20 protein-coding genes are annotated in these 20,187 nt (G+C 71.2%); 8 read left to right on the top strand and 12 right to left on the bottom strand.

The window, feature by feature from the left end; all coding sequences use genetic code 11:
• Positions 1 to 27: 27 nt before the first annotated feature.
• A complete protein-coding gene (locus CCN39_RS21895; protein WP_086844802.1) occupies positions 28 to 1,557 on the top strand; it encodes an LCP family protein in 1,530 nt (509 codons plus the stop codon).
• A gap of 148 nt (positions 1,558 to 1,705) precedes the next feature.
• A complete protein-coding gene (locus CCN39_RS21890; RefSeq protein WP_086844828.1) occupies positions 1,706 to 2,866 on the top strand; it encodes an LCP family glycopolymer transferase in 1,161 nt (386 codons plus the stop codon).
• Here CCN39_RS21890 and CCN39_RS21885 read toward each other — a convergent pair.
• Positions 2,859 to 3,695, bottom strand: coding sequence for an NAD(P)H-binding protein (locus CCN39_RS21885; RefSeq protein ID WP_086844800.1), 837 nt, complete (start codon positions 3,693 to 3,695; stop codon positions 2,859 to 2,861). The two genes, CCN39_RS21890 and CCN39_RS21885, sit on opposite strands and share 8 nt — an antisense overlap.
• Before the next feature lie 108 nt (positions 3,696 to 3,803).
• Between CCN39_RS21885 and CCN39_RS21880 the strand changes: the two genes are divergently transcribed.
• Positions 3,804 to 4,508, top strand: a complete 705-nt coding sequence (locus CCN39_RS21880; RefSeq protein WP_086844799.1) for a TIGR03089 family protein — start codon at positions 3,804 to 3,806, stop codon at positions 4,506 to 4,508.
• 48 nt (positions 4,509 to 4,556) lie between these two features.
• Here the strand turns inward: CCN39_RS21880 and CCN39_RS21875 are convergent, their stop codons facing one another.
• Together CCN39_RS21875 and CCN39_RS21870 are read right to left on the bottom strand one after the other, a co-directional pair.
• Positions 4,557 to 4,997, bottom strand: coding sequence for a DoxX family protein (locus CCN39_RS21875; RefSeq protein WP_086844797.1), 441 nt, complete (start codon positions 4,995 to 4,997; stop codon positions 4,557 to 4,559).
• 113 nt (positions 4,998 to 5,110) lie between these two features.
• Complete coding sequence (locus CCN39_RS21870; RefSeq protein ID WP_086844795.1) at positions 5,111 to 5,926, bottom strand: DUF1206 domain-containing protein; 816 nt, start codon at positions 5,924 to 5,926, stop codon at positions 5,111 to 5,113.
• An 81-nt stretch (positions 5,927 to 6,007) separates the two neighbouring features.
• Between CCN39_RS21870 and CCN39_RS21865 the strand changes: the two genes are divergently transcribed.
• Entirely contained in the window at positions 6,008 to 6,409 is a 402-nt protein-coding gene (locus tag CCN39_RS21865; RefSeq protein WP_086844793.1) for a hypothetical protein, read from the top strand.
• Here the strand turns inward: CCN39_RS21865 and CCN39_RS21860 are convergent.
• The 3 genes from CCN39_RS21860 to CCN39_RS21850 form a co-directional block, all read right to left on the bottom strand.
• A complete protein-coding gene (locus tag CCN39_RS21860) occupies positions 6,406 to 6,831 on the bottom strand; it encodes a hypothetical protein (protein ID WP_086844791.1) in 426 nt (141 codons plus the stop codon). The genes CCN39_RS21865 and CCN39_RS21860 overlap by 4 nt on opposite strands.
• Before the next feature lie 68 nt (positions 6,832 to 6,899).
• On the bottom strand, positions 6,900 to 7,829 hold the full coding sequence (locus tag CCN39_RS21855) for an esterase/lipase family protein (protein WP_086844789.1): 930 nt from the start codon (positions 7,827 to 7,829) through the stop codon (positions 6,900 to 6,902).
• A gap of 87 nt (positions 7,830 to 7,916) precedes the next feature.
• Positions 7,917 to 8,834 (bottom strand): alpha/beta hydrolase, encoded by a 918-nt coding sequence (locus CCN39_RS21850; RefSeq protein ID WP_244210939.1) that lies wholly within the window; start codon positions 8,832 to 8,834, stop codon positions 7,917 to 7,919.
• Positions 8,835 to 8,976: 142 nt separating this feature from the next.
• On the opposite strand from CCN39_RS21850, the gene CCN39_RS21845 reads away from it, so the two are divergent.
• On the top strand, positions 8,977 to 9,843 hold the full coding sequence (locus tag CCN39_RS21845; protein ID WP_086844786.1) for a helix-turn-helix domain-containing protein: 867 nt from the start codon (positions 8,977 to 8,979) through the stop codon (positions 9,841 to 9,843).
• A gap of 153 nt (positions 9,844 to 9,996) precedes the next feature.
• On the opposite strand, the gene CCN39_RS21840 is transcribed toward CCN39_RS21845, so the two are convergent.
• A complete protein-coding gene (locus CCN39_RS21840) occupies positions 9,997 to 11,154 on the bottom strand; it encodes an acyl-CoA dehydrogenase family protein (protein ID WP_086844784.1) in 1,158 nt (385 codons plus the stop codon).
• A 105-nt stretch (positions 11,155 to 11,259) separates the two neighbouring features.
• Between CCN39_RS21840 and CCN39_RS21835 the strand changes: the two genes are divergently transcribed.
• Entirely contained in the window at positions 11,260 to 12,921 is a 1,662-nt protein-coding gene (locus CCN39_RS21835; protein WP_208630304.1) for a class I adenylate-forming enzyme family protein, read from the top strand.
• Positions 12,918 to 13,634 (top strand): hypothetical protein, encoded by a 717-nt coding sequence (locus CCN39_RS21830; protein ID WP_143264109.1) that lies wholly within the window; start codon positions 12,918 to 12,920, stop codon positions 13,632 to 13,634. The genes CCN39_RS21835 and CCN39_RS21830 overlap by 4 nt, the downstream gene beginning before the upstream one ends.
• 130 nt (positions 13,635 to 13,764) lie before the next feature.
• Here the strand turns inward: CCN39_RS21830 and purE are convergent, their stop codons facing one another.
• From purE to CCN39_RS21805, 5 genes are all read right to left on the bottom strand, one after another.
• Positions 13,765 to 14,262 carry a 5-(carboxyamino)imidazole ribonucleotide mutase gene (purE, locus tag CCN39_RS21825; protein ID WP_086844777.1) on the bottom strand — a complete coding sequence of 166 codons (498 nt, stop codon included), beginning with the start codon at positions 14,260 to 14,262 and terminating at the stop codon, positions 13,765 to 13,767.
• A 14-nt stretch (positions 14,263 to 14,276) separates the two neighbouring features.
• Complete coding sequence (locus CCN39_RS21820; RefSeq protein WP_086844775.1) at positions 14,277 to 15,461, bottom strand: 5-(carboxyamino)imidazole ribonucleotide synthase; 1,185 nt, start codon at positions 15,459 to 15,461, stop codon at positions 14,277 to 14,279.
• A 13-nt stretch (positions 15,462 to 15,474) separates the two neighbouring features.
• Positions 15,475 to 16,683 (bottom strand): glycosyltransferase 87 family protein, encoded by a 1,209-nt coding sequence (locus CCN39_RS21815; protein ID WP_086844773.1) that lies wholly within the window; start codon positions 16,681 to 16,683, stop codon positions 15,475 to 15,477.
• The gene (locus CCN39_RS21810) at positions 16,658 to 18,007 is read right to left on the bottom strand and encodes a glycosyltransferase 87 family protein (protein ID WP_086844772.1); all 1,350 of its coding nucleotides are present in this window, start codon (positions 18,005 to 18,007) and stop codon (positions 16,658 to 16,660) included. Before CCN39_RS21810 ends, CCN39_RS21815 begins: the two co-directional genes overlap by 26 nt.
• 71 nt (positions 18,008 to 18,078) lie before the next feature.
• Positions 18,079 to 18,924 carry a GGDEF domain-containing protein gene (locus CCN39_RS21805; protein WP_086844770.1) on the bottom strand — a complete coding sequence of 282 codons (846 nt, stop codon included), beginning with the start codon at positions 18,922 to 18,924 and terminating at the stop codon, positions 18,079 to 18,081.
• Positions 18,925 to 19,194: 270 nt separating this feature from the next.
• On the opposite strand from CCN39_RS21805, the gene CCN39_RS21800 reads away from it, so the two are divergent.
• The coding region (locus CCN39_RS21800; RefSeq protein ID WP_208630302.1) for a sigma-70 family RNA polymerase sigma factor at positions 19,195 to 20,187 on the top strand (993 nt) is incomplete at its 3' end.

Genomic DNA, 20,187 nt, shown 5'->3' with positions numbered 1-20,187 from the left:
AGCACGGGGTCACAGGGGAGGAAGCGCGTGACCGAGCAGGCTGCGCCGACCATCCCGGCGCGCCGAAGGCAACCGAACGGCGGCGGTGTCGCGGTCTTCGCCCGCCGCGGCGGCAAGGTCGTGGTGTCGTTGCTGTCCGTCGCGATCCTGGCGCTGACCTGGTACGGCTGGCACTACATCGGCGACCCGAACACCGGCCTGACGACCACGAACGTCTTCGCCGACACCGAGGCGCACGCGAAGCCGCTCGACGGCGCGGTCGACATCCTCCTGGTCGGCCAGGACAGCCGCACCGACGCGCAGGGCAACCCGCTGCCCCGCGAGGTGCTGGACATGCTGCACGCCGGCGTCTCGGACGGCGAGCTGAACACCGACACGATGATCCTCGTGCACATCCCCCAGAACGGGAAGCAGGCGATCGCGATCTCGTTCCCCCGCGACTCGTGGGTGGAACTGACCGGCGGCTTCGGCAAGCACAAGCTCAACAGCGCGTTCGTCTACGCGTACACGGACACTTACCGGACGTTGCAGCGCCAGGGCATGACCGACCTGAAGCAGGCCGACCAGGAAGCGAAGGTCGCCGGGCGCAAGAACCTGATCGCGACGATCGAGAAGTTCATCGGCAAGCCGGGCATGATCGACCGCTACGCCGAGGTCAACCTGGCGAGCTTCTACGAGATCACCAAGTCCATCGGCGGCGTCGAGGTCTGCCTCAAGGGACCGGTGAAGGAAACGAAGTCCGGCGTCGACCTGCCGGGCGGGCGCCAGACGATCGAAGGCGTGCAGGCGCTCGCGTTCGTCCGCCAGCGCTACGGCCTGCCCAACTACGACCTCGACCGGATCGCCCGGCAGCAGGCGTTCCTCTCCGGCCTGGCCCGCAAGGTCATCTCGACCGACGTGCTGACCAGCCCGGGCAAGATCGCCGACCTCGTGTCGGCGGTGAAGAAGTCGGTCGTGCTGTCCCAGGGCTGGGACCTGACGGAGTTCGCCGAGCAGATGCGCGGCCTGACCGGCGGCCGGATCGAGTTCCACACCATCCCCACGCTGGGCAACGCGAACATCGGCGGCGCCGACGTGCTGCGCGTCGACCCGGCCCAGGTGGCGGCGGAGGTGGCGCGGCTGACCTCGGACGGCGACACCCCGGCGGCGCCGACGTCGACGCAACTGGCCGGCGCGCAGGCCGTCACGGTCGAGCTGTTCGACGGCTCGGGTTCGCCGTCGCTGGCCGCCCAGACGCACACCACGCTGCAGGGCAAGGGCTTCACGCTCGCCGCGGACCAGCGGCTGAGCACCCGCAACTCCACCGTCGTCCGCTACCACCCGGGCGACGACGCCGCGCTGGCCCTGGTCAAGCAGGCGCTGGGCACCGCGGTGCAGGCCGAGCCGGACCGCGACGTCCCCGCCGGGCACGTGCGCGTGCTGCTGGGCAAGGACATGCGGAACTCGGCCGCGGGCGCCGGTGGCGCGCCGACGTCGTCGGCCGCGAAGCCGCCGGTGGTTTCGTCCACCCCCGCCGCGCCGCCGATCACGGCGGGCGACGTCCCCTGCGTCAACTAGACTGCGTACGCAGGGTGTTCGGGGGAGGAAAGCCAGCGTGGCAGACGAGCAGGAAGAACCGGAGAAAATCACCGAATCGGTGACGCAGAGCGACGACTGGAAGCCGTCGCCGTTTCCGCGGCAGGCTGCCGCTCCGGCGCCGTCACGGATGCGTCGGGCGGGCAGGGTGACGCGCCGGGTGGCGGTCGGCCTGGTGTCCCTGCTCGCGCTCGGCGCCAGCGGCTACGTCTACGTCACCAAGGACCAGCTGCAGAGCACGGTCCCGACGACCGACGCGCTCACCCCGCGGGCCGGCGAGCCCGCGCCACCGCCCGCGGACGACGGCGCGGAGGACATCCTGCTCGTCGGCAGCGACGCGCGCACGGACGCCCAGGGCAACGCGCTGCCGGCGCGGGTGCTGCGGCAGCTGCGCACCGAAGCCAACAACGGCGCGGTGAACACCGACACGATGATCCTGCTGCGGATCCCGAAGAGCGGCGCCAAGCCCTCGGCGGTCTCGATCCCGCGCGACACGTGGACGGCCATCCCGGGCCGCGGCGAGGCGAAGATCAACTCGGCGTACGGCATCGCGAAGGCCCACTTCGCGCAGGCGTTGCGCGGGCAGGGCGAGCGCGACCAGGCGAAGATCGAGCGTGACTCCGACACCGAGGGCCGTCGCGTGCTGGTGCAGGCGGTGCAGGACCTGACGCAGGTGCGGATCGACCACTACGCCGAGATCAACCTGCTGGGCTTCTACCTGCTGACCGAGGCGCTCGGCGGGGTCAAGGTGTGCCTGAACCACGCGACCGAGGACAAGGATTCGGGCGCGAGCTTCCGCCGCGGCGAGCAGACGGTCTCGGGCGGCGAGGCGCTGTCGTTCGTCCGGCAGCGCAAGAACCTGCCGCGCGGCGACCTGGACCGGATCGTCCGGCAGCAGGCGTTCCTGTCGTCGGCGCTGCACCAGCTGCTGTCGGCGGGCACGCTGACCAGCCCGGGCACGCTCAACGACCTGATGGACGCCGTCCACCGGTCGCTGACCCTGGACCCGGGCCTCGACCTGCTGCAGTTCGCGCAGCAGGCCAAGGGGATCGCGTCGGGCGACCTGACGTTCGCGACGATCCCGGTGGTGACGGCGAACGGCCGCAGCGGGGACGGTCAGAGCATCGTGCAGATCGACCTGAAGGCGGTCCGCGAGTTCGTGGCGGGCCTGGCGGGCCGCCCCGCCCCGGCCGCGGCCCAGGCGCCCGCGGGTGGCGGCTCGGGCAGCGGCGCCGCCCCCGCCGCGGCACCGCTGCTCCGAGCCTCCCCCGGAGTCACCTGCGTCAACTGAAGTCGGCGCGGTGCTCTTCCGCCCACTGGCGGAACGTCCGCGGCGCGTGGCCGGTTACTTCGCGCACCAGGTCCGTCACCGGCGACGGCTGCCCCACCGTCCGCGCCCAGGCCCCGAGCACCGACGCCGGCACGTCCGACGGCCAGCCCAGCGCCAGCATCCGCTCGATCGCCTGGTCCACCGTCAGTTCTTCGACCCGCAACGGCCGGCCGAGGACGTCCGAGAGCACCTCGGCCTGCTCGCGGAACGAGATCGGCTCCGGGCCCGTCAGCGCGAGCGACTCCCCGTCGTGCGAGCCGTCGATCAGGATCCGGGCCGCGACGTCGGCGATGTCCCGCTCGTGGATCGCCCCGATCCGCGAATCCGGGTACGCCGTGCGGACCACGCCCTCCGCGATGTCCGCGCGCCAGCCCAGCGTGTTCGTCGCGAACGCGCCCGGGTTCAACGCCGTCGAAGCGAACGACCCCGCGGCCAGTGCCTGCTCGACCGCGCGGTGCAGCCCCGCGATCCGGCTCTCCGCGGCGTCCGGTTCGAGCGTCGCGGCCGAGGACAGCAGCACGACGTGCCGCACCCCGGCCGCCTCGGCCGCCTTCACGAATCCTTCGATCCCCTGCGGCCGCGTGTACAGGAAGGCCGCGGAGACGCCGTCGAGCGCGGGCTCCAACGTCGAAGGGTCTTCCAGGTCCGCGCTCACCTTCGCGACGCCTTCCGGAAGGTCGAGCTTCGCGGCGTCGCGGCTCGACGCGCGGACGTCCTGACCTGCGGCGACGAGCGCGTCGACCACCGCGCGGCCGACGTGTCCGGTGGCTCCGGTGACGAGAATGGTCATGTGGTCCCCCAGCTTCCGAGATGACTTTGTTTTCAAAGCAAAGGTACTGAGATCGATCATCCGGTGTCAACCGGCAGAGCGCGCGGTCCGCGCTTTAGCCTTGTCCCCATGAGCCTGACCGACGAGCTGCTGCGCCCGCTGCCGGCCGCCCAACCGCTGATCACCCACTACGACGACCAGCTGGGCAGCCGCGTCGAGCTGTCCGTGGCGACCACCGCGAACTGGGCGGCGAAGACGGCCAACTGGCTGACCGAGGAGTTCGACGTCGAGCCGGGCGACGCCGTGGCCGTGCAGCTCCCGGCGCACTGGCAGACCGTCGGCGTGCTGCTCGGGGCGTGGTGGTGCGGGGCGCGCGTGGTGACCGAGGGCGCCGGCGCGCGGGTGGCGTTCGTCGGGCCGGACGACCCGGAACCGACCGGCGCGGCGGCCACCGCCGTCGTGACGCTCGACCCGATGGGCCGCGGCCTCGCCGAGCCGCCGGGCGGCGGCGCGTTCGACTACCTGAGCGAGGCGCGGCTGGCGGGCGACCAGTACCACCCGCTCTTCCCGGTCCCCGGCACGACGGCCGCGCTCTTCGAGTCCACTGTGGACGACGTGCTGGCCGAAGCCAGGGCCCGTGCCGCGAAACTCGGCCTCACCGCGGGCGACCGGGTGCTGTCCACCCGGGACTGGACCTCGCCCGACGGCGTCCTCGACGGCCTGCTCGTCCCCCTGGCCGCGGGCGCCCACCTGGTCCACGTCAGCAACGCGGACCCGGCCAAACTCGCCGCCCGGCGCGAAGCCGAACGCACCACGGCGGACCTCCCGGCGTGAACACGTGAAGGCCACCTCGAAACGAGGTGGCCTTCACGGAGGTGCGGGTCAGGCGTTCTGCAGTTCGCCCGCCTCGACGTCGCGGCGGGCGCGCTTGCGGCCCCACAGCAGGTGGTCGAGCGAGAGCCGGCCGCCGTTGAAGCCGAGGGCGAGCCCGGCGAGCGCCAGCACCAGGACCAGTTCGTAGCCGCCCTGGCCGGTCAGGCCGTTGTCGATGTGCACCGAAAGCAGCGCGCCGACCGAGATGACGACGTAGCCGATCCCCACGAGCGGCAGCAGGAAGCCCACGATGAAGGCGACCGAGCCGAGGATCTCGACGGTCATCGCGAAGACCGCGGCGGCCGTCGGCAGCGGGATGCCCGACATCTCGAAGAACTTCGCCGTGCCGTCGATGCCGTTGTTCCACTTCTGGAGCCCGTGTGCGAGGAAGACGACCGCGACGCCGATCCTCCCCAGCAACAGGGCCACGTCCTTGAATCGTCCGAACATCGGTTTCAGCTCCCGGGTAGGTGAATATTCAACTGACCCGACCCAAAGTAGGGCACCGGGCACCCCGACCCGAAGCTCCGGACGGTGATCGACAGGAAACCGACAGGCACCGCTCAGCGCTTGTGGGCCCAGGCGGCGGCGAAGCAGTAGGCGCCGAACGCGGCGAGGCCCAAGGCCACCACGGTCAGCAGCACGGTGCCGAACGGCTGCGCGGCGAGCGTCTTGAGCGCGGCGTCCAGGCCGCCCGCCTTGTGCGCGTCGGCGTTGAACCCGGCGATGGCCAGCAGGATCGCGACCACGGCGAACACGACGCCCTTGGCGAGGTAGCCGGTGGTGCCCAGCCACCCGACCAAGCGGCGCGACTTGCCCGGCAGTTCGTTCGCGTTGAGGTCTTCGAGGAACTTCTGCTTCACGCCCTTGACGCCGGCTGCGATGGCCACGCCCAGGACGGCCGCGGCGACGAGGACCACCAGGACGGGTCCGGCAGGCAGCGACAGCAGCTTGCCGGTGAACTCCTGCTGCTTCTGGCTGCTCGAGCTGCCCCCGCTGCTGCCGGTGGCGAGCCGGACGGCGGTGAAGGCCAGCACGAGGACGACGACCCCGCGGGCGGCGGCGCCGATCCGCTTGCGCGTCCGCTTCCCGCCGCTGACCCAGTCGTAGCCGGTGGCGGCCATCAGGAACTGCCACAACCCGAAAGCGACCAGCCCGATGCCGACGACCCAGAGCAGGACCTGCCCGAACGCCGTCGAGCCGATCTGCTCCAGCGCCCCCTTCTGGTCCGCCTGCTCGCTGCTGCCGAAGGCGACCTGCAGGGCGAGGTAGGCGAGCACGAGGTGCACGACGCCGTAGCACGCCATGCCGGCCCGGCCGAGCCATTGCGCGGTGTTGCTCTTCTCGCCTCTTTCGGCGGTGGCCTCTGTCCGGTTCATGCCTGCTGGGGTACCCACGCCCGACCCGGATCCGCTGGGCCAAGCGGCCTAATCACTTGCTGTGCCTGCGACGATTCGCAAATGGATACCCCACTGATCGGCTATTGGTCGGAACGGGAGGTCTACCCCAGTTCGCCCGAGTACACCGAATTGGGCTTCCGCGCGGACGGTTCGGGCTGGTTGTACTGGTCGAGCTGGAGCACGGAGTTCGTCGTCGAGCGCTTCGGCTGGCACCTCCCGGCGCCGGGCGTGCTGGCCGCCCGGCTGCACCTGACCGTCGGCGGCGAGTGGTCGGTGGACGACGGGGACGTCACGCACCTGGTCGAGTACCGGGAGGAGACCGACACCGTCGTCGAGCTCGGCTGGGCGATCGGACCGGGCCCGGAGCTGACCCTGGACCACCCGCTGTCACTCGGCCTCGGCGGCACGCGGTTCCGGCCCGTCGAAGAGGGCGGCACCGATCCGACACTGGCCGAGTCCTAGGCGGGGCGGCGCCGCACCTCGTCGAGGCCCGCCCAGCCACCGTTGACCGCCAGCAGCGTCAGCACCTGCTCCGCCTGCTCGGCGAACCGCGCGAGGTCCTCGTGCAGCAGGGCCGCGCGCTCGCCGTCGAGCTGGTCGAAGTCGTCGAACCACAGCGAGATCGCCGAACCCGCGGTGACGGCGAGCCCCTGGGTCAGGCTCAGGAATCCCGGCGACGGCTCATCGGCGGCCGCCCGGTAGGCGGTCTCGATCTCGTCGCACGCGGCGAGCAGGTCACGCAGCTGGCGGACGGCGCCGGCCGGGGTCCCGTCCCAGGCGGCGGTCGGCCAGGCGCGATCGGACAGCTCGAGCCACAGCCGCCAGCCGGCGACCAGCTCGGCTTCGTCGTGGGGCGTCCAGGACGCCGGAACCGGCCAGTACATGCTTCGAGAGTGACACCGCCGGAGCGGAAATCCGCCCCGGCGGTGGGGTTTGTCTCATGTGGCGAAACTCAGCTGATGACCGGCGGCACGAAGACACAGGGAGGTGTCTTGGCGTGCGCGGGATCGAGGGCGTTGAGCACCAGCCCCTGGGCGACCGGGTCGTAGGTGATCCCGAGGTGGTCGGTGAAGTCGAGCCCGCAGACGTTCTGGAGCAGGATGTTCTTGACGTTGGGCGCGGCGGCGAGGAAGGCGCTGCGGTACGGCGTCACGACGTCGTCGTAGCGGGTCTGGATGACGGTGTACTGGATACCGGGCACGGTTTCCCCGCCGGCGTTGAGGTCGGTGAGGAAGTCCGACCCGACGGCCTGTTCGTTGCAGGCCTGGCAGACGGTCCCGAGCGCGGCCGGGACACCGGGGATCAGTTCGAGCGTGCTCAGCAGCCCGAAGAGGTCGGTCCCGTGGTTGGACGGCGACAGCCCGACGAGCCGGCTGATCTTGTCCGCGCCCCCGAGGTACTTGATCCAGTACCGGATGTTCATCCCGCCCTGCGAGTGCCCGACGACGTCGAGCTTCGCCGCCCCGGTGGCGGCGAGGATCCGGTCCCCGAAGCCGGCAAGCGCTTTCGCGGTGTCGGCCACGGGCCCGACGGTCTGCAGGAAGGCGCCGGGAGCTCCGCCGAAGTTCCCGGCGAAGACGCAGTAACCGGCGTCGGCGAGCTTCCGCGAGAGGTTGGCCCAGTTCTCGTAGGCGTTCGCGGTGGTGCCGTTGGAGAGGAGAACGGGATTCGGGTGCTGCGCGCTGGGCTTGCAGTTCCAGTCGTTGGTCCCGGGCGGGGCGATGGTGGGGGCCCCGAGCGAGTAGACGGCGGCGGTGAGGATATTGGGCTGCACGGGCCCGGTGGGTTCTCGTTCCGCCGCGTGGCCGGTCCCCGCCCCCACCAGGAGAACCGCCACCGTGGCCGCGGCGGCCGTGAGCCACCCGCGCGTCGTTGCGCCCATTCGTTTCACCTCTCTGTGAACCGATGGTGACCCGCGTCACCGCACGTTTAACGCGCGAGTAACTTGTTCGAACCTCCCCCTAGTGGGTCATTTTCGGTCCAGAGCGGCCCCGAAGTAGCCGGCGAGCTTTTCGACGGCGGGGTCGATGAACTCCTTCTTGTCGTAGAGGTCGACGTGGCTGGCGCCCTCGATCCAGTGGAGCTCCTTGGGTCCGGTGGCGCGCTGGTGCACCTCGACGGCCATCCACGACGTGACGGCGCGGGTTCCGACGATCTGGAGCAGCGGACGCGGAGCGATGAGCGGAACGGCGTGGAAGGCATCGAAGGACGCCAGCTTGTCGACGCTGGGCCAGGCGAGGAACTTCGCGGAGCGTTCGTGCTCGCCGCGCGGGGTGCAGTAGTACTCGAAGCCCTCGACACCGTGCTCGCCACCGAGCGCCCCGGCCTGCTCGGCGGTGTCGGGGAACATGGTCAGGACCCCGGGGTCCTCCCCGCGGGCGGCGGCGGTCCGAGCCTGGGCGGCGAGGTCGAGCAGCCCCTGGAAGGCGGCGGGGTCCTGGGTACCGTCGGCGCCGTAGCGGAACTGACGGGCCACATCGACCCCGCTGACGGTGGCCACGGCCTTGACGCGGTGGTCACCCCCGGCGGCGGCGAGCGAGTAGCCCCCGGAGGCACAGATCCCGAGCAGCCCGATGCGGTCGGCGTCGACCTCCTCCCGGGTGGTGAGGAAGGAGACGGCGGCCTTGAAGTCCTCGACGCGCTGGGCGGGGTCTTCGAGTCCGCGTGGAAGCCCACCGGACTCCCCCTGGTAGGCGGCATCGAAGGCGAGCGTGACGAACCCGCGTTCGGCCATCAGCCGGGCATAGGTCCCGGAGGTCTGCTCCTTGACGCCGGTCCCGGGGTGCCCGACGACGAGGGCCGGCCGCGGCCCGGAAGCCGGCGTGTCCGGGGTGTGGAGGTGGGCGGCGAGCGGGATGCCGGCGCTGTCGAAACGGACGGTGGTCATGGCCATGGGGGCTCTCCTCGAGACGGGGTGCTTTGGTGCTCCACCACAGTCCGCCGGATCCGGCCCGGGCGGGAGAGCCAGGTTTCTGCCTGGGAAAGAACTTGCCCCCGCAGGAGTGCCCCGGCACAGGGACACTGGAGGCATGACGCCGGAATCGGATCCGCGGGCGCTGGGCGCGTACCTCAAGGCCCGCCGAGCCCAGCTGAGCCCCCAGGACTGCGGCCTGCCGGAGCCGGAGTCGGCCCGCAGGGTGGCCGGCCTCCGCCGCGAGGAGGTGGCCGGGCTCGCGTCGATCAGCGTGGACTACTACACCCGCCTGGAGCAGGGCCGCGTCCGGGCCTCGGCGCCGGTGCTGATCACCCTGGCCAGGGCGTTGCGCCTGGACGAAGACCAGCAGCGGTACCTGTACGAGCTGGCGGGCCGAGCGGACGCCCTTCCGCGCAGGCGCCGTCCCGCCCAGCGCGTGCGCCCGGCGATGAGCAGGCTCCTGACCCAGCTCACCGGAACCCCCGCGCTGGTACTGGGCAAGCGCCTGGACATCCTGGCCTGGAATACGGCGGCAACGGCCCTGTTCACGGATTTCGACGCCATCCCACCGCACCAGCGCAATTACCTGCGCTTGCTGTTCACGAACCCGCCGATCCGCGAGCTCCACAAGAATTGGCACCACGACGCCCGCGAAGCGGTGGCGGCCCTCCGTATGGAGGCGGCGGCGGACGCGGCCGACCCCGACCTGTCCCGCTTGGTCGGCGACCTGTCAGTGCAGGACCCGGACTTCCGGACGTGGTGGGCGGAGCACCACGTCAACAGCGCGAGCTACGGAACCAAGAACTACCACCACCCCCTGGTGGGAGACCTGACCCTGGACTGCGACACCTGGGCCAGCCCGGACGGCTCAGGCCAGCGCTTGATGGTCCTCACGGCAGAGCCGGGCACCCCGAACCACGACGCTCTCGTGATCCTCACAGCGTGGGCCGCGGAAGACAAAACCACCAACAGAACGCAATAAACCCAACGCAACAAAACGCCCCCCAGACCCCCCACAACCCCGATCCGAAGCCAAAACACGGCCGGCGACACGTTGTCAAGGCACGCTTTCCCGCCTTGACAACGTGTCGCCGGCCGTAGTCACAATGAAGGCTTCGGGGTGACGGAGAACCAATTACCCCTTGAGCAGAGCCCGAGCCATGACAACCTTCTGAATCTGGTTCGTGCCTTCGTAGATCTGCGTGATCTTGGCATCCCGCATCATCCGCTCCACGGGGAAGTCCCGGGTGTACCCAGCCCCACCGAAGAGCTGAACGGCGTCCGTGGTCACCTCCATGGCGATATCGGACGCATAGGTCTTGGCAGCGGAAGCCATGAACCCAGCCCGCTTGTCCCCCCGCTCGGAAGCGGCGGCCGAGGCGTACACGAGGTGACGGGCAGCCTCGATCTTCGTCCCCATTTCGGCCAGCATGAACTGGACACCCTGGAATTCGGCAATGGACTTGCCGAACTGCTTGCGGTCCTTCACGTAAGCGACGGCAGCATCCAAAGCACCCTGAGCGATCCCCAGAGCCTGAGCGCCGATGGTCGGGCGGGTGTGGTCAAGCGTCCGCAGCGCCGTCTTCAGCCCCGTCCCGGGCTCACCGATGATCCGGTCAGCCGGAATGGTGCAGTTCTCGAAGTAGATCTCCCGGGTGGGAGACCCCTTGATCCCCAGCTTCTTCTCCTTGGGCCCCACCGAGAACCCAGGGTCGTCCTTGTGCACGACGAAAGCCGAAATCCCGTTGGCCTTCTTCTCGGCATCGGGATCGGTCACGGCCATGACCGTGTACCACGACGATTCACCGGCATTGGTGATCCAGCACTTGGTGCCGTTGAGCACCCAGTGGTCACCGTCGAGCCGCGCGCGGGCACGCATGGACGCGGTGTCCGACCCGGCCTCACGCTCCGAAAGCGCGTACGAAGCCGACGCCTCCCCGGACGCGATCGACGGCAGCACGAGCTTCTTGAGCTCCTCCGAAGCCGACAGGATGATCGGCTGGGTACCCAGCTTGTTGACCGCCGGGATCAGCGAAGCCGAAGCGTCGACCCGCGCGACCTCTTCGATCACGATGCAGGCCCCGACGGCGTCGGCACCCTGGCCGTCGTACTCCTCACCGATGTGGACGGCGTTGAAACCCGACTTGACCAGCGCGTTGTACGCCTCGATCGGGTAACGCTCGTTCTCGTCGACCTCCGCCGCGTACGGCGCGATCTCCTTCTCGGCCAGGGCCCGGACCGCGGCCCGCAGCTCCTCGTGCTCCTCGGCAAGCTGGTACAGGCCGTCGGTCACTTCCGGTCACCTTCTCTGCAACGTCGGGAGGGGTCCGTCGATGTTAGCGCTCGTTCACCTGCGTCGTCCTTGTGGCGTTGACCGCACCGTTCGTATGGTCGAGTGATGCCGATCACCGCGCCGACACCGCCGCCCGGTCTGCCCGCCTCCCTCGAGTACCCCGAAGTCCCCGTCGGTTCGATCCTGGCGGCGGGTGCCGCGCGCTGGGGCGACCGCACGGCCTTCGCCCACGACGGCCACCGCCTCACCTTCACCGAGACCCACCGGGCCGCCTGCCGGTTCGCCAACGCCCTGCGCGAACGCGGGATCGGCCGCGGCGACGTCGTGGCGCTGCACCTGCCGAACTGCCTGGCCTTCCCGGTCGCCTACTTCGGCACGCTGCTGGCCGGGGCCACCTTCAGCCCGGCGAACCCCCTGCTCCCGCCGGACGACCTCGCCTTCCAGCTCGCCGACTGCGAGGCCGCGGCCGTGGTGACGTTCGGCCCGGTCGCGGGGGCGCTGGCGAGCGTCGCCGACCGGATCCCGGCGCGGTTCACCGTCGTCGTCCAGCCCACCGGCGACCTGCCCGAGGGCGCCGAGGAGTTCGAGGCGTTCCACGCCGCCCAGCCGGAGACTCCCCCGGCCGTCGAGCTCGACGTCCACGAGGACCTCGCCCACCTCGCCTACACGGGTGGCACGACGGGCCGGTCCAAGGGCGTGCGGCTGTCGCACCGCAACGTCGTGGTCAACACGCTCCAGCACGCCTGCTGGGGCACCGGCTCGGTCCCGGCGCTCGACGCACACGGCGACGTCACCATCGACCAGATCGGCAGCGAGGACGAGTGGCCGTCGCGCCTGGGCACCGGCGTCGCGATCAACCTGACCCCGTGGTTCCACGCGATGGGCATCATCGGCGGCCTCACCGCGGCGGTGCTCGCGGGGACGACGATGGTCCTGCACACGCGCTTCGACCCGGCGGCGTACGTCGCCGACGCCGAACGCCTCCGCATCACCGGCATCGGCGGCGCGCCGGCGCTGTTCGCGGCCCTGCTCGCGACGCCGTCGTTCCACACCGCCGACCTGTCCTCGGTGCGCTCGATCGGCTCGGGGGCGGCGCCGATGAACCACGCGATGATCAACGCGCTGCGCGAGCGCTTCCCGGACGTGGTGGTCGCCGAGGGCTACGGCCTCACCGAGGCGACGATGGGCGCGGTGATCTCACCGACGTACCGCTCGGGCACGCGCAAGGTCGGCTCGGTGGGCCTGCCGATCTTCGACACGGAGGTCAAGATCGTCCCGGCCGAGGGCGGCGAAGACCCCCTGCCCCAGGGCGAGCGGGGCGAGGTCTGCCTGCGCGGCCCGCAGATCATGCTCGGCTACCGCAACCGCCCCGAGGAGACGGCGGCGGCCCTGGTGGACGGCTGGCTCCACACGGGCGACATCGGCATCCTCGACGCGGACGGCTACCTGTCTATTGTGGACCGCAAGAAGGACATGCTCCTGTACAAGGGCTACAACGTCTTCCCCCGCGAGCTCGAGGAGCTGCTCGTCACGATGCCGGGCGTCGCGGCGGCCGCGGTGGTCGGCCGCCCGGACGCGGAGGTGGGCGAGCTCCCGGTGGCGTTCGTGGTCTCCCGGGGACCGCTGGACGCGGACGAGCTGATGGCCACGGTCAACGAGAAGGTGCTGCCGTACAAGCGGCTGCGGGAGGTGCACGTGGTGGACCAGATCCCGGTGTCCGCGGCGGGGAAGGTGCTCAAGCGCGAACTGAGGCAACAGCTCGGATGAGCGGACAGCAACCCCCTTTGACCGAGGCGCCGAAAGTCGCGGGGCCGCTCTGGGTGATCTCACTGTTCCTCGGGCTGTCGGAGATCGCGGTCACCGTTGCGACGACGCAGGCGAGCGGCTGGATCCAAGCGATGCTCGCGATTTTCTCAGTCGTCTTCCCGGCCGCGGTCGCCACGGTGTTCTTCCTGATCCTGTGGCACGACAACAAGGTTCTGTATGCCCCGCGTGAGTTCGGCGCGAACACGAGCGTCGCCGAGTACGCCGAAGCGATGACCCGGAACTCGCGGAGGAGCATCGACGCTTTGGAGTCAGTGCTTGCCGAGTCACTGGAAGCGGTGAACGGCAAGCTCGACGCGCTGGGTGCGACACCCACCCAGCGCGACGAGATCGTCGCCTCCGTTCGGTCGGTCGCGCGGCTGAGCGTGGTCACGATCGACCTGGCCGCGTTCGACACGCGCCCGCTGGAGGTCCTCGTCAACGACCACACGAGCGTGAAGGAGCTCTTGAACGCAGTGTTCTTCGCGGTCAGCCCGCGTGTGCGCCCGTACACCTACGGCAAGGACTGGATCCTGCGAGACGGCCCCACCGGGAGGCTCCTCAAGGACATCGGGACCGCCTGGGCGAAGAGCCACCTGAAGGCCCATGACGACGAACGTCCGCTGAGCGAGATCGGCATCTCCGGCGGCGACGTGCTCACCGCCGCACTGCTCTGACGTGCCGCGACGATCTGCCGCGCCGACCGCACCGGCCCGGCCGTCCGCCGAGGCCCTGCGGCTACTCGCGAACCGGGGCACGGACGCCGCCGCCGGCCTGGAGGAGCCGCGTCGGGCCCGGATCGGGCGGTCAGTGACCGGTCTTCTCGCGCAGCGCCGCGTCCTTGTCCAGCACCAGCTTCTCCAGGTCCGCCTGGAACTTCGCCATCTTCGCGCGCAGGCCTTCGTCGGACGTCGCCAGGATGCGGACCGCCAGGAGGCCCGCGTTGCGTGCGCCGCCCACCGAGACCGTGGCCACCGGGACGCCCGCCGGCATCTGGACGATCGACAGCAGGGAGTCCAGGCCGTCCAGGTACTTCAGCGGGACCGGGACGCCGATCACCGGGAGCACCGTTGCCGACGCCACCATGCCCGGCAGGTGGGCCGCGCCACCGGCTCCCGCGATGATCACGCGGAGGCCGCGGGACGCCGCCGACGTCGCGTAGTCCAGCATGCGCTGCGGCGTGCGGTGCGCCGAGTAGACGCCGACCTCGTACTCGACGCCGAACTCGTCCAGCGCCGCGCCCGCCGCCTCCAGCGTCGGCCAGTCCGAGTCGCTGCCCATGATCACGCCCACCTGCGGCGCCATACCGACCTCTCCCGTCAGTGGATTTCGTAGCCGTCGAGCCAGACGGCGTGGGACAGCCAGTGCGCCGACAGCAGCGCGCGGTTGCGCAGGTCCTCCATGCGCTCGCCGGTGAAGTTCACGTGCCCGAGCTTGCGGCCCGGCCGCTCCTGCTTGCCGTACAGGTGCACCCGCGCCTCCGGGTACCGCGCGAACAGGTGGTGCAACCGCTCGTCCGGCCCCATCTCCGGCAGCTCCGGCGCGCCCAGCACGTTCGCCATCACGCACGCGGGGGCGACCAGGTCCGTCCGGCCCAGCGGGTAGTCGAGCACCGCCCGCAGGTGCTGCTCGAACTGCGACGTGCGCGCGCCGTCCATGGTCCAGTGCCCGGAGTTGTGCGGGCGCATCGCGAGCTCGTTCACCAGCAGCCCGGTGTCGGTCTCGAACAGCTCGACCGCGAGCAGCCCGGTGACGTCCAGCGTCGCCGCGATCCGCAGCGCCAGGTCCTGGGCCTCGTGCACCCGCGAGTCGTCGAGCCCCGGCGCCGGGGCGAGGACCTCGGTGTTGATGCCGCCGGTCTGCACCGTCTCGACCACCGGGTACGCCGCGCCCTGGCCGAAGGGCGAGCGGGCGACGAGTGCGGACAGCTCCCGCTTCATCGCCACCTTCGCCTCCACCAGCAGCGAGGTGCCCGCGGCCAGCAGCTCGGGCACGGTCTCGCGCGCGTGCTGCGCGGTGTCGAGCATCCAGACACCGCGGCCGTCGTACCCACCGGTCGCCGCCTTGAGCACCACCGGCCAGCCGTGCTCGCCGCCGAACGCCACCACGTCGTCCACAGAGGACACCTCGGCGAACGCCGGGCCCGGCACGCCGAGGCCCGCCATCATCTCGCGCATCACGAGCTTGTTCTGCGCGAAACCCAGCGCGCTCGCCGCAGGCCGGATGACGTGGCCTTCCATCGCCAGCGTCAGCAGGTGCTCGCCCGGCACGTGCTCGTGGTCGAAGGTGAGCACGTCGACCGAGGCCGCGAACTTCCGCAACGCGTCGAGGTCGGTGTGGTGCCCCAGCGTGACGTCGCCGGCGACGAGGCCCGCGGCTTCGTTCTCGCCCGCGGCGAGCACGCGCAGGGACTGGCCGAGGGAGATCGCCGCCTGGTGGGTCATCCGGGCGAGCTGGCCGCCGCCCACCATGCCCACGACGGGCAGACCGGTGTGTTTGTCCATAGCGCCGATCAGCCTAAACGGTCACGAGGCGGGTCGACCGCCGGACCAGGCGAAGCTCACGCGCCGCCAGCCCGAGGATCCCCGCGGCCGCCGCGAGCACGTAGCCGTTGCCGAGGATCGACCAGCCCAGGCCCCAGCGGAACTCGGAGTCCCCGCCATTGGGCACGAGCATCACGACCTGCGACACGAACAGCGCCGCGACCGCCGCCGCGGCCCACCACCGCGCCTTCACCACCAGCAGCGTGAGCAAGGGCACGCACCACACCCAGTGGTGCGACCACGACACGGGCGACAGCAACAGCCCGTAGAACGCCGTCACGAGCAACGCGGCCGCGTCCTCGCCACGCCGGTGCAGCCGCACGACCAGCCACACCGCCGGCACGGCGAGCACCGCCGCCACCCCGACCGCCACCGCCAGCGACCAGGGAGCCAGCGCGGAGGCCCGGTTGACCAGCCCGTTGAGCGACTGGTTGAAGATCCAGTGCACCGACCCGACCCGGCTCGGGTCGGTCGCCGAATCCCGCCAGAACCGCACCGCGTCGGCCGGGATGACCGCGAACATCACCGCTTCGAGCGCCGCGAACGTGCCCAGGGCCCGCAGCCCGTCCTTCCACCGGCCCGTGAAGAACAGGTGCGGCACGAAGATCAGCGGGGTCAGCTTGATCGCCGCTGCCACGCCGATCAGCACGCCCGCCCACCGCGACCCGCGCAGGGAGAGCACCAGGACGTCCAGCACCACGAACGCCATCAGTATCAAGTTGATCTGGCCCAGGAACAGCGTCTTCCACACCGGTTCCAGCGCCAGCGCGATGGCCGTTCCCGCCGGCAGCGCCCACCGGCTTCTTCCCAGAAGCGACGAGCCCCCCGGCGGCGACGAAACCACCGTGATGACGACCATAAGGCCGACCACCGACAAAACCGCGATCACGCCCCAGACCAGGCCGGACGGCACCAGGGCGAGCGGCAGGAAGAGCGGCGCGGCGGCCGGCGTGTAGGTGAACGGCAGGCGCACCCAGTCCGGGAGCGCGGTCAGCACGTCCCGCGTGTAGAGCGGGTCGCCGTGCAGCAGCGTCAGCGCCCCCGCGCGGTACACGGCGCTGTCCGCGCCCAGGTGCCACCCGGCCAGCCAGCCGACCACCCCGAAAGCCAGGACGAGCAGCGCGATCCCCCCGGCGAGAAAGCGGCCGGTGCGCGCCTCAGACGCCGGTCGCGACGTCGACATGCTCGTCCGCAGCGGCCTTCTTCCGCGCTCGCCGCAACAGCCCCCAGCGCAGGATGAGCGCGAAGGCCAGCACGACCGGCATCAGGATGTAGGCGTCCCCCAGGATGTTCTGCCACACCTTCCAGTGCAGCTCGACGTTGCGGCCGTTCGGCAGGATCAGCAGCACGCAGCTGACGAACACGAACGCCACCAGCCCGGTCCCGACCCAGCGCCGCCACGCCGTCTTCGGGGTGGTCTTCGGCAGCCGCGAGACGAGCAGCACGATCAGCGGGATCACCCAGACCCAGTGGTGGGTCCACGAGATCGGCGACATCAGCAGCGTCCAGAACGCGGTGACGAGCAGCGCGGCCAGCGCCTGGCCCTTGCGGTGGAAGCGCACCAGCAGCCACAGCGCCGGGATGGCGAGCAGGAAGCCGATGCCCATCGCCGCCTTCGACGCCCACGGCGCGAGGTCGGTGGCCCGGTTCATCAGCGCGTTCAGCGACTGGTTGCCCGCCCAGTGCACCGGCCCGATCCGGCCGGTGTCCGGCAGCGTCACGGTCCAGTACTTGGCCGCGTCGTGCGCGTTGATCAGGAACATCAGGCCCTGGAGCAGCACGAACGTCGCGAACCCGCGCAGCGCGTCCATGCGGCGGCCGGTGATGAACAGGTGCCCGAGGAACACCAGCGGCGTCAGCTTGATCGCCGCCGCGACCCCGACCAGGACGCCGCCCCAGCGGCTCCCCCGCGCGCCGATGACCAGCATGTCCAAGAGGATCATGGCCATCAGGATCAGGTTGATCTGGCCGAGGAAGATCGTCCGCCAGACCGGCTCGAGGGCGAGGCAGACCAGGAAGAACACGATGGTCGAGCGGGCGGGCGAGGCCCACCAGCGGGGGCCGTCCGCGGCCGGGCGGGGCAGCGCGCCGATCGCGATCCGGATCGACAGCGCCATCGCCCCCAGCGAGACGGCCGTGATCAGGCCCCAGGAGATCTGCGTCGGAAATGCGGCGAGCGGGATGAAGATGAGCGCCGCCGTCGGCGGGTAGGTGAACGGCAGCAGCGCCCACCACGGCTCGTTGGGCAGCGTGTTCGCGTCGTAGAGGGAGTCGCCGTGCAGCAGGGTGAGGGCGCCCGCGCGGTAGACCGCGCTGTCGACGCCGAGCACCCAGTCGTGCTGCCAGCCGTAGATGCCGTACCCGATCGCGACCAGCGGAATCACTGACAGGATCAGGATCGACCGCGGGCGGACGGACAGCCGGGCGAGTGATTTCCGCAGGGCCAGCCGGTGCAGGGGTCTGGCCGCGACTTCGCCGTCGACGTCGGTGGATACGGTCCGGGTCACCGCACCAGGAAATCATGACCGGCCCGGTCCCGGTCGGAAGGGTCCGGGCGAAACCGGACTTTTCCGGTGTTCTACGCGCGCGCCAGGTGCGCCAGCAGGTCGCAGGCGAGCTCGTGGGTGGCGGGCAGCCGCACCGCCGAGACGCGCGGCCGGCCGACGTCCGCCAGCTGGGCGTCGACCTGCAGCCGCTCGTGCAACGCCCGGCGCAGCGCAACGCCCTGTGAAGCGACCCGCTCGTCCTTCGGGACCAGGGCCGCGACGACGGACGGGCCCAGCGAAGCGACGCTCTGGCCGCTGTCGAACACCGCCCGCAGCGCGTCCGCGACCAGGATCATCCCGGTCAGCCGCGGGAACCCGGCGACGGCGCTGAGGTCGAGCGAGACGACGAGCAGCACGTGGTCTTCGGCGGCCGGCCGCTCGCGCGCCTCGGCGGCGCGGTAGAGCTCCGCGAGCCGGGTGCGCAGGTAGGCGGCCGACGGCAGGCCGGTCAGCGAGTCGGTGACCTCGGTGTGCACGAGCTGATCGGTGGCCACGTCCGCCCAGGCCAGCGCGGTGGTCCGGAGCAGCCGCGCCGGTGTGGCGTCGACGTCCGGCGAGACGAACCCGTCACCGCTGTGGCCGAGGACGGCGTGCAGCGCGGCGAGGTCGGCCAGCGTCTCCGCGAGCCCCGCACCGGCCGCCGCCCGGGCCCTGGCCAGGCCGGCGAGCGCGGTTTCGGCGGCTTCGACGCGGCCCTTCGCCATCACCGCCGCGCAGACGGCGTCGACCTCGGGCAGCGCCCAGTCGCTGGGGAACCGCCAGCCCGCGGCGAGGCTGGCCGTGCGCCAGCGCGCCCGCAGCGCACGCAGGGAGGCGTCTCGCTCGGCCTGCGTGGGCGGGGTGTCGTCGGAGCCGGGTCGCGTAGCCGGAACATCCACTGGCCACCCGCCCCTTTCGTCCGGTTCGCAGCGATCTTGCTCGGTGCTTCACGAAGAGGACGTACCCCGGCGGGCCCCGTGACGCGTACTGACCAGTTTTTGTCGCGGCGCTTTTCCCCGGGCCGGCCCGGGGGTGGGTGATTTTGCTCCGCCGTCGGAGTCATCACGGCGACCACGACGTGACCGCCGGGGGTGGGTCAGTCACACTTGTCTCGCGTCCCGGATCGGCCTGTAATGGCAGGTCCTGGCCCTAGCCGACCGAGGAGTGCCGTGTCCACCGTTCCCGCCGATCTCAGCGGAAAGAGTGACGCCGAGCTGATCGCGGAGGTCCGCTCCGGGAAGATCAAGTCTTACGGGACGCTCTACGAACGGCACACCGGCGCAGCCCGGAATCTGGCCCGTCAGCTGGCCCGCTCCAGCTCCGAAGCCGACGATCTCGTGTCCGAGGCGTTCGCCAAGGTGCTCGACACGCTCCGTGGTGGCAAGGGCCCGGACACAGCCTTCCGGGCGTACTTGCTGACCGCTCTGCGTCACACCGCGTACGACCGCACCCGCAAGGAACGCCGGGTCGACCTCAACGAGGACATGACCGAGGTCGGTGGCGCCGCGGCCGAGGCGCTGACCGTGCCGTTCTCCGACACCGCGGTCGCCGGGCTCGAGCGGACGATGGCCGCCAAGGCGTTCGCGCGGCTGCCGGAACGCTGGCAGGCGGTGCTCTGGCACACCGAGATCGAGCAGCAGAGCCCGGCCGAGGTCGCGCCGCTGCTGGGCCTGACCGCGAACGGCGTCTCCGCGCTCGCCTACCGCGCCCGCGAGGGTCTCCGCCAGGCGTATCTGCAGGTCCACCTGCAGGAGAACGCCGAGGAACGCTGCCGCGCCTGCGCCGAGCGGCTCGGCGCGTGGACCCGCGACGGACTGTCCAAACGGGAACGCGCCCAGGTGGAGAGCCACCTCGACGAGTGCGACCGGTGCCGGGCGCTGGCCGCGGAGCTGGCCGACGTCAACGGCGGGCTGCGCGCGATCATCGCCCCGATCGTCCTCGGCGGCGCCGCGCTGGGCTACCTCGCCACCATCGGCGCCGCGAAGGCGAGCGCGGCCACCGCGGCCACCGCGGGTGCGGCCGCCGCCGGGGCCGCGGTGGCCGGCGGCAAGGCCGGCGCGTCCGCGGGAGCCGCTGCCGCCGGGCCCCGCCAGTTCGCCGGGGTCGCCGCCTCGGGCGCGGCGGTCGTCGCGGCCGTCGTCATCGCGCTCGCCGCGGGCGGC

It is taken from the genome of Amycolatopsis kentuckyensis, from assembly GCF_002155975.1.
GTDB classification, from domain to species: Bacteria; Actinomycetota; Actinomycetes; order Mycobacteriales; family Pseudonocardiaceae; genus Amycolatopsis; species Amycolatopsis kentuckyensis.
This window is presented reverse-complemented; position numbering and strand designations above follow the sequence as displayed.

What these genes read in the sequence shown, in the direction of transcription:
- CCN39_RS21890 (WP_086844828.1), top strand. Translation starts at nt 1,706, where the DNA reads ATGCGTCGGGCGGGCAGGGTGACGCGCCGGGTGGCGGTCGGCCTGGTG.
- CCN39_RS21885 (WP_086844800.1), bottom strand. Translation starts at nt 3,695, where the DNA reads ATGACCATTCTCGTCACCGGAGCCACCGGACACGTCGGCCGCGCGGTG.
- CCN39_RS21880 (WP_086844799.1), top strand. Translation starts at nt 3,804, where the DNA reads ATGAGCCTGACCGACGAGCTGCTGCGCCCGCTGCCGGCCGCCCAACCG.
- CCN39_RS21875 (WP_086844797.1), bottom strand. Translation starts at nt 4,997, where the DNA reads ATGTTCGGACGATTCAAGGACGTGGCCCTGTTGCTGGGGAGGATCGGC.
- CCN39_RS21870 (WP_086844795.1), bottom strand. Translation starts at nt 5,926, where the DNA reads ATGAACCGGACAGAGGCCACCGCCGAAAGAGGCGAGAAGAGCAACACC.
- CCN39_RS21865 (WP_086844793.1), top strand. Translation starts at nt 6,008, where the DNA reads ATGGATACCCCACTGATCGGCTATTGGTCGGAACGGGAGGTCTACCCC.
- CCN39_RS21860 (WP_086844791.1), bottom strand. Translation starts at nt 6,831, where the DNA reads ATGTACTGGCCGGTTCCGGCGTCCTGGACGCCCCACGACGAAGCCGAG.
- CCN39_RS21855 (WP_086844789.1), bottom strand. Translation starts at nt 7,829, where the DNA reads ATGGGCGCAACGACGCGCGGGTGGCTCACGGCCGCCGCGGCCACGGTG.
- CCN39_RS21850 (WP_244210939.1), bottom strand. Translation starts at nt 8,834, where the DNA reads ATGACCACCGTCCGTTTCGACAGCGCCGGCATCCCGCTCGCCGCCCAC.
- CCN39_RS21845 (WP_086844786.1), top strand. Translation starts at nt 8,977, where the DNA reads ATGACGCCGGAATCGGATCCGCGGGCGCTGGGCGCGTACCTCAAGGCC.
- CCN39_RS21835 (WP_208630304.1), top strand. Translation starts at nt 11,260, where the DNA reads ATGCCGATCACCGCGCCGACACCGCCGCCCGGTCTGCCCGCCTCCCTC.
- CCN39_RS21830 (WP_143264109.1), top strand. Translation starts at nt 12,918, where the DNA reads ATGAGCGGACAGCAACCCCCTTTGACCGAGGCGCCGAAAGTCGCGGGG.
- purE (WP_086844777.1), bottom strand. Translation starts at nt 14,262, where the DNA reads ATGGCGCCGCAGGTGGGCGTGATCATGGGCAGCGACTCGGACTGGCCG.
- CCN39_RS21820 (WP_086844775.1), bottom strand. Translation starts at nt 15,461, where the DNA reads ATGGACAAACACACCGGTCTGCCCGTCGTGGGCATGGTGGGCGGCGGC.
- CCN39_RS21815 (WP_086844773.1), bottom strand. Translation starts at nt 16,683, where the DNA reads ATGTCGACGTCGCGACCGGCGTCTGAGGCGCGCACCGGCCGCTTTCTC.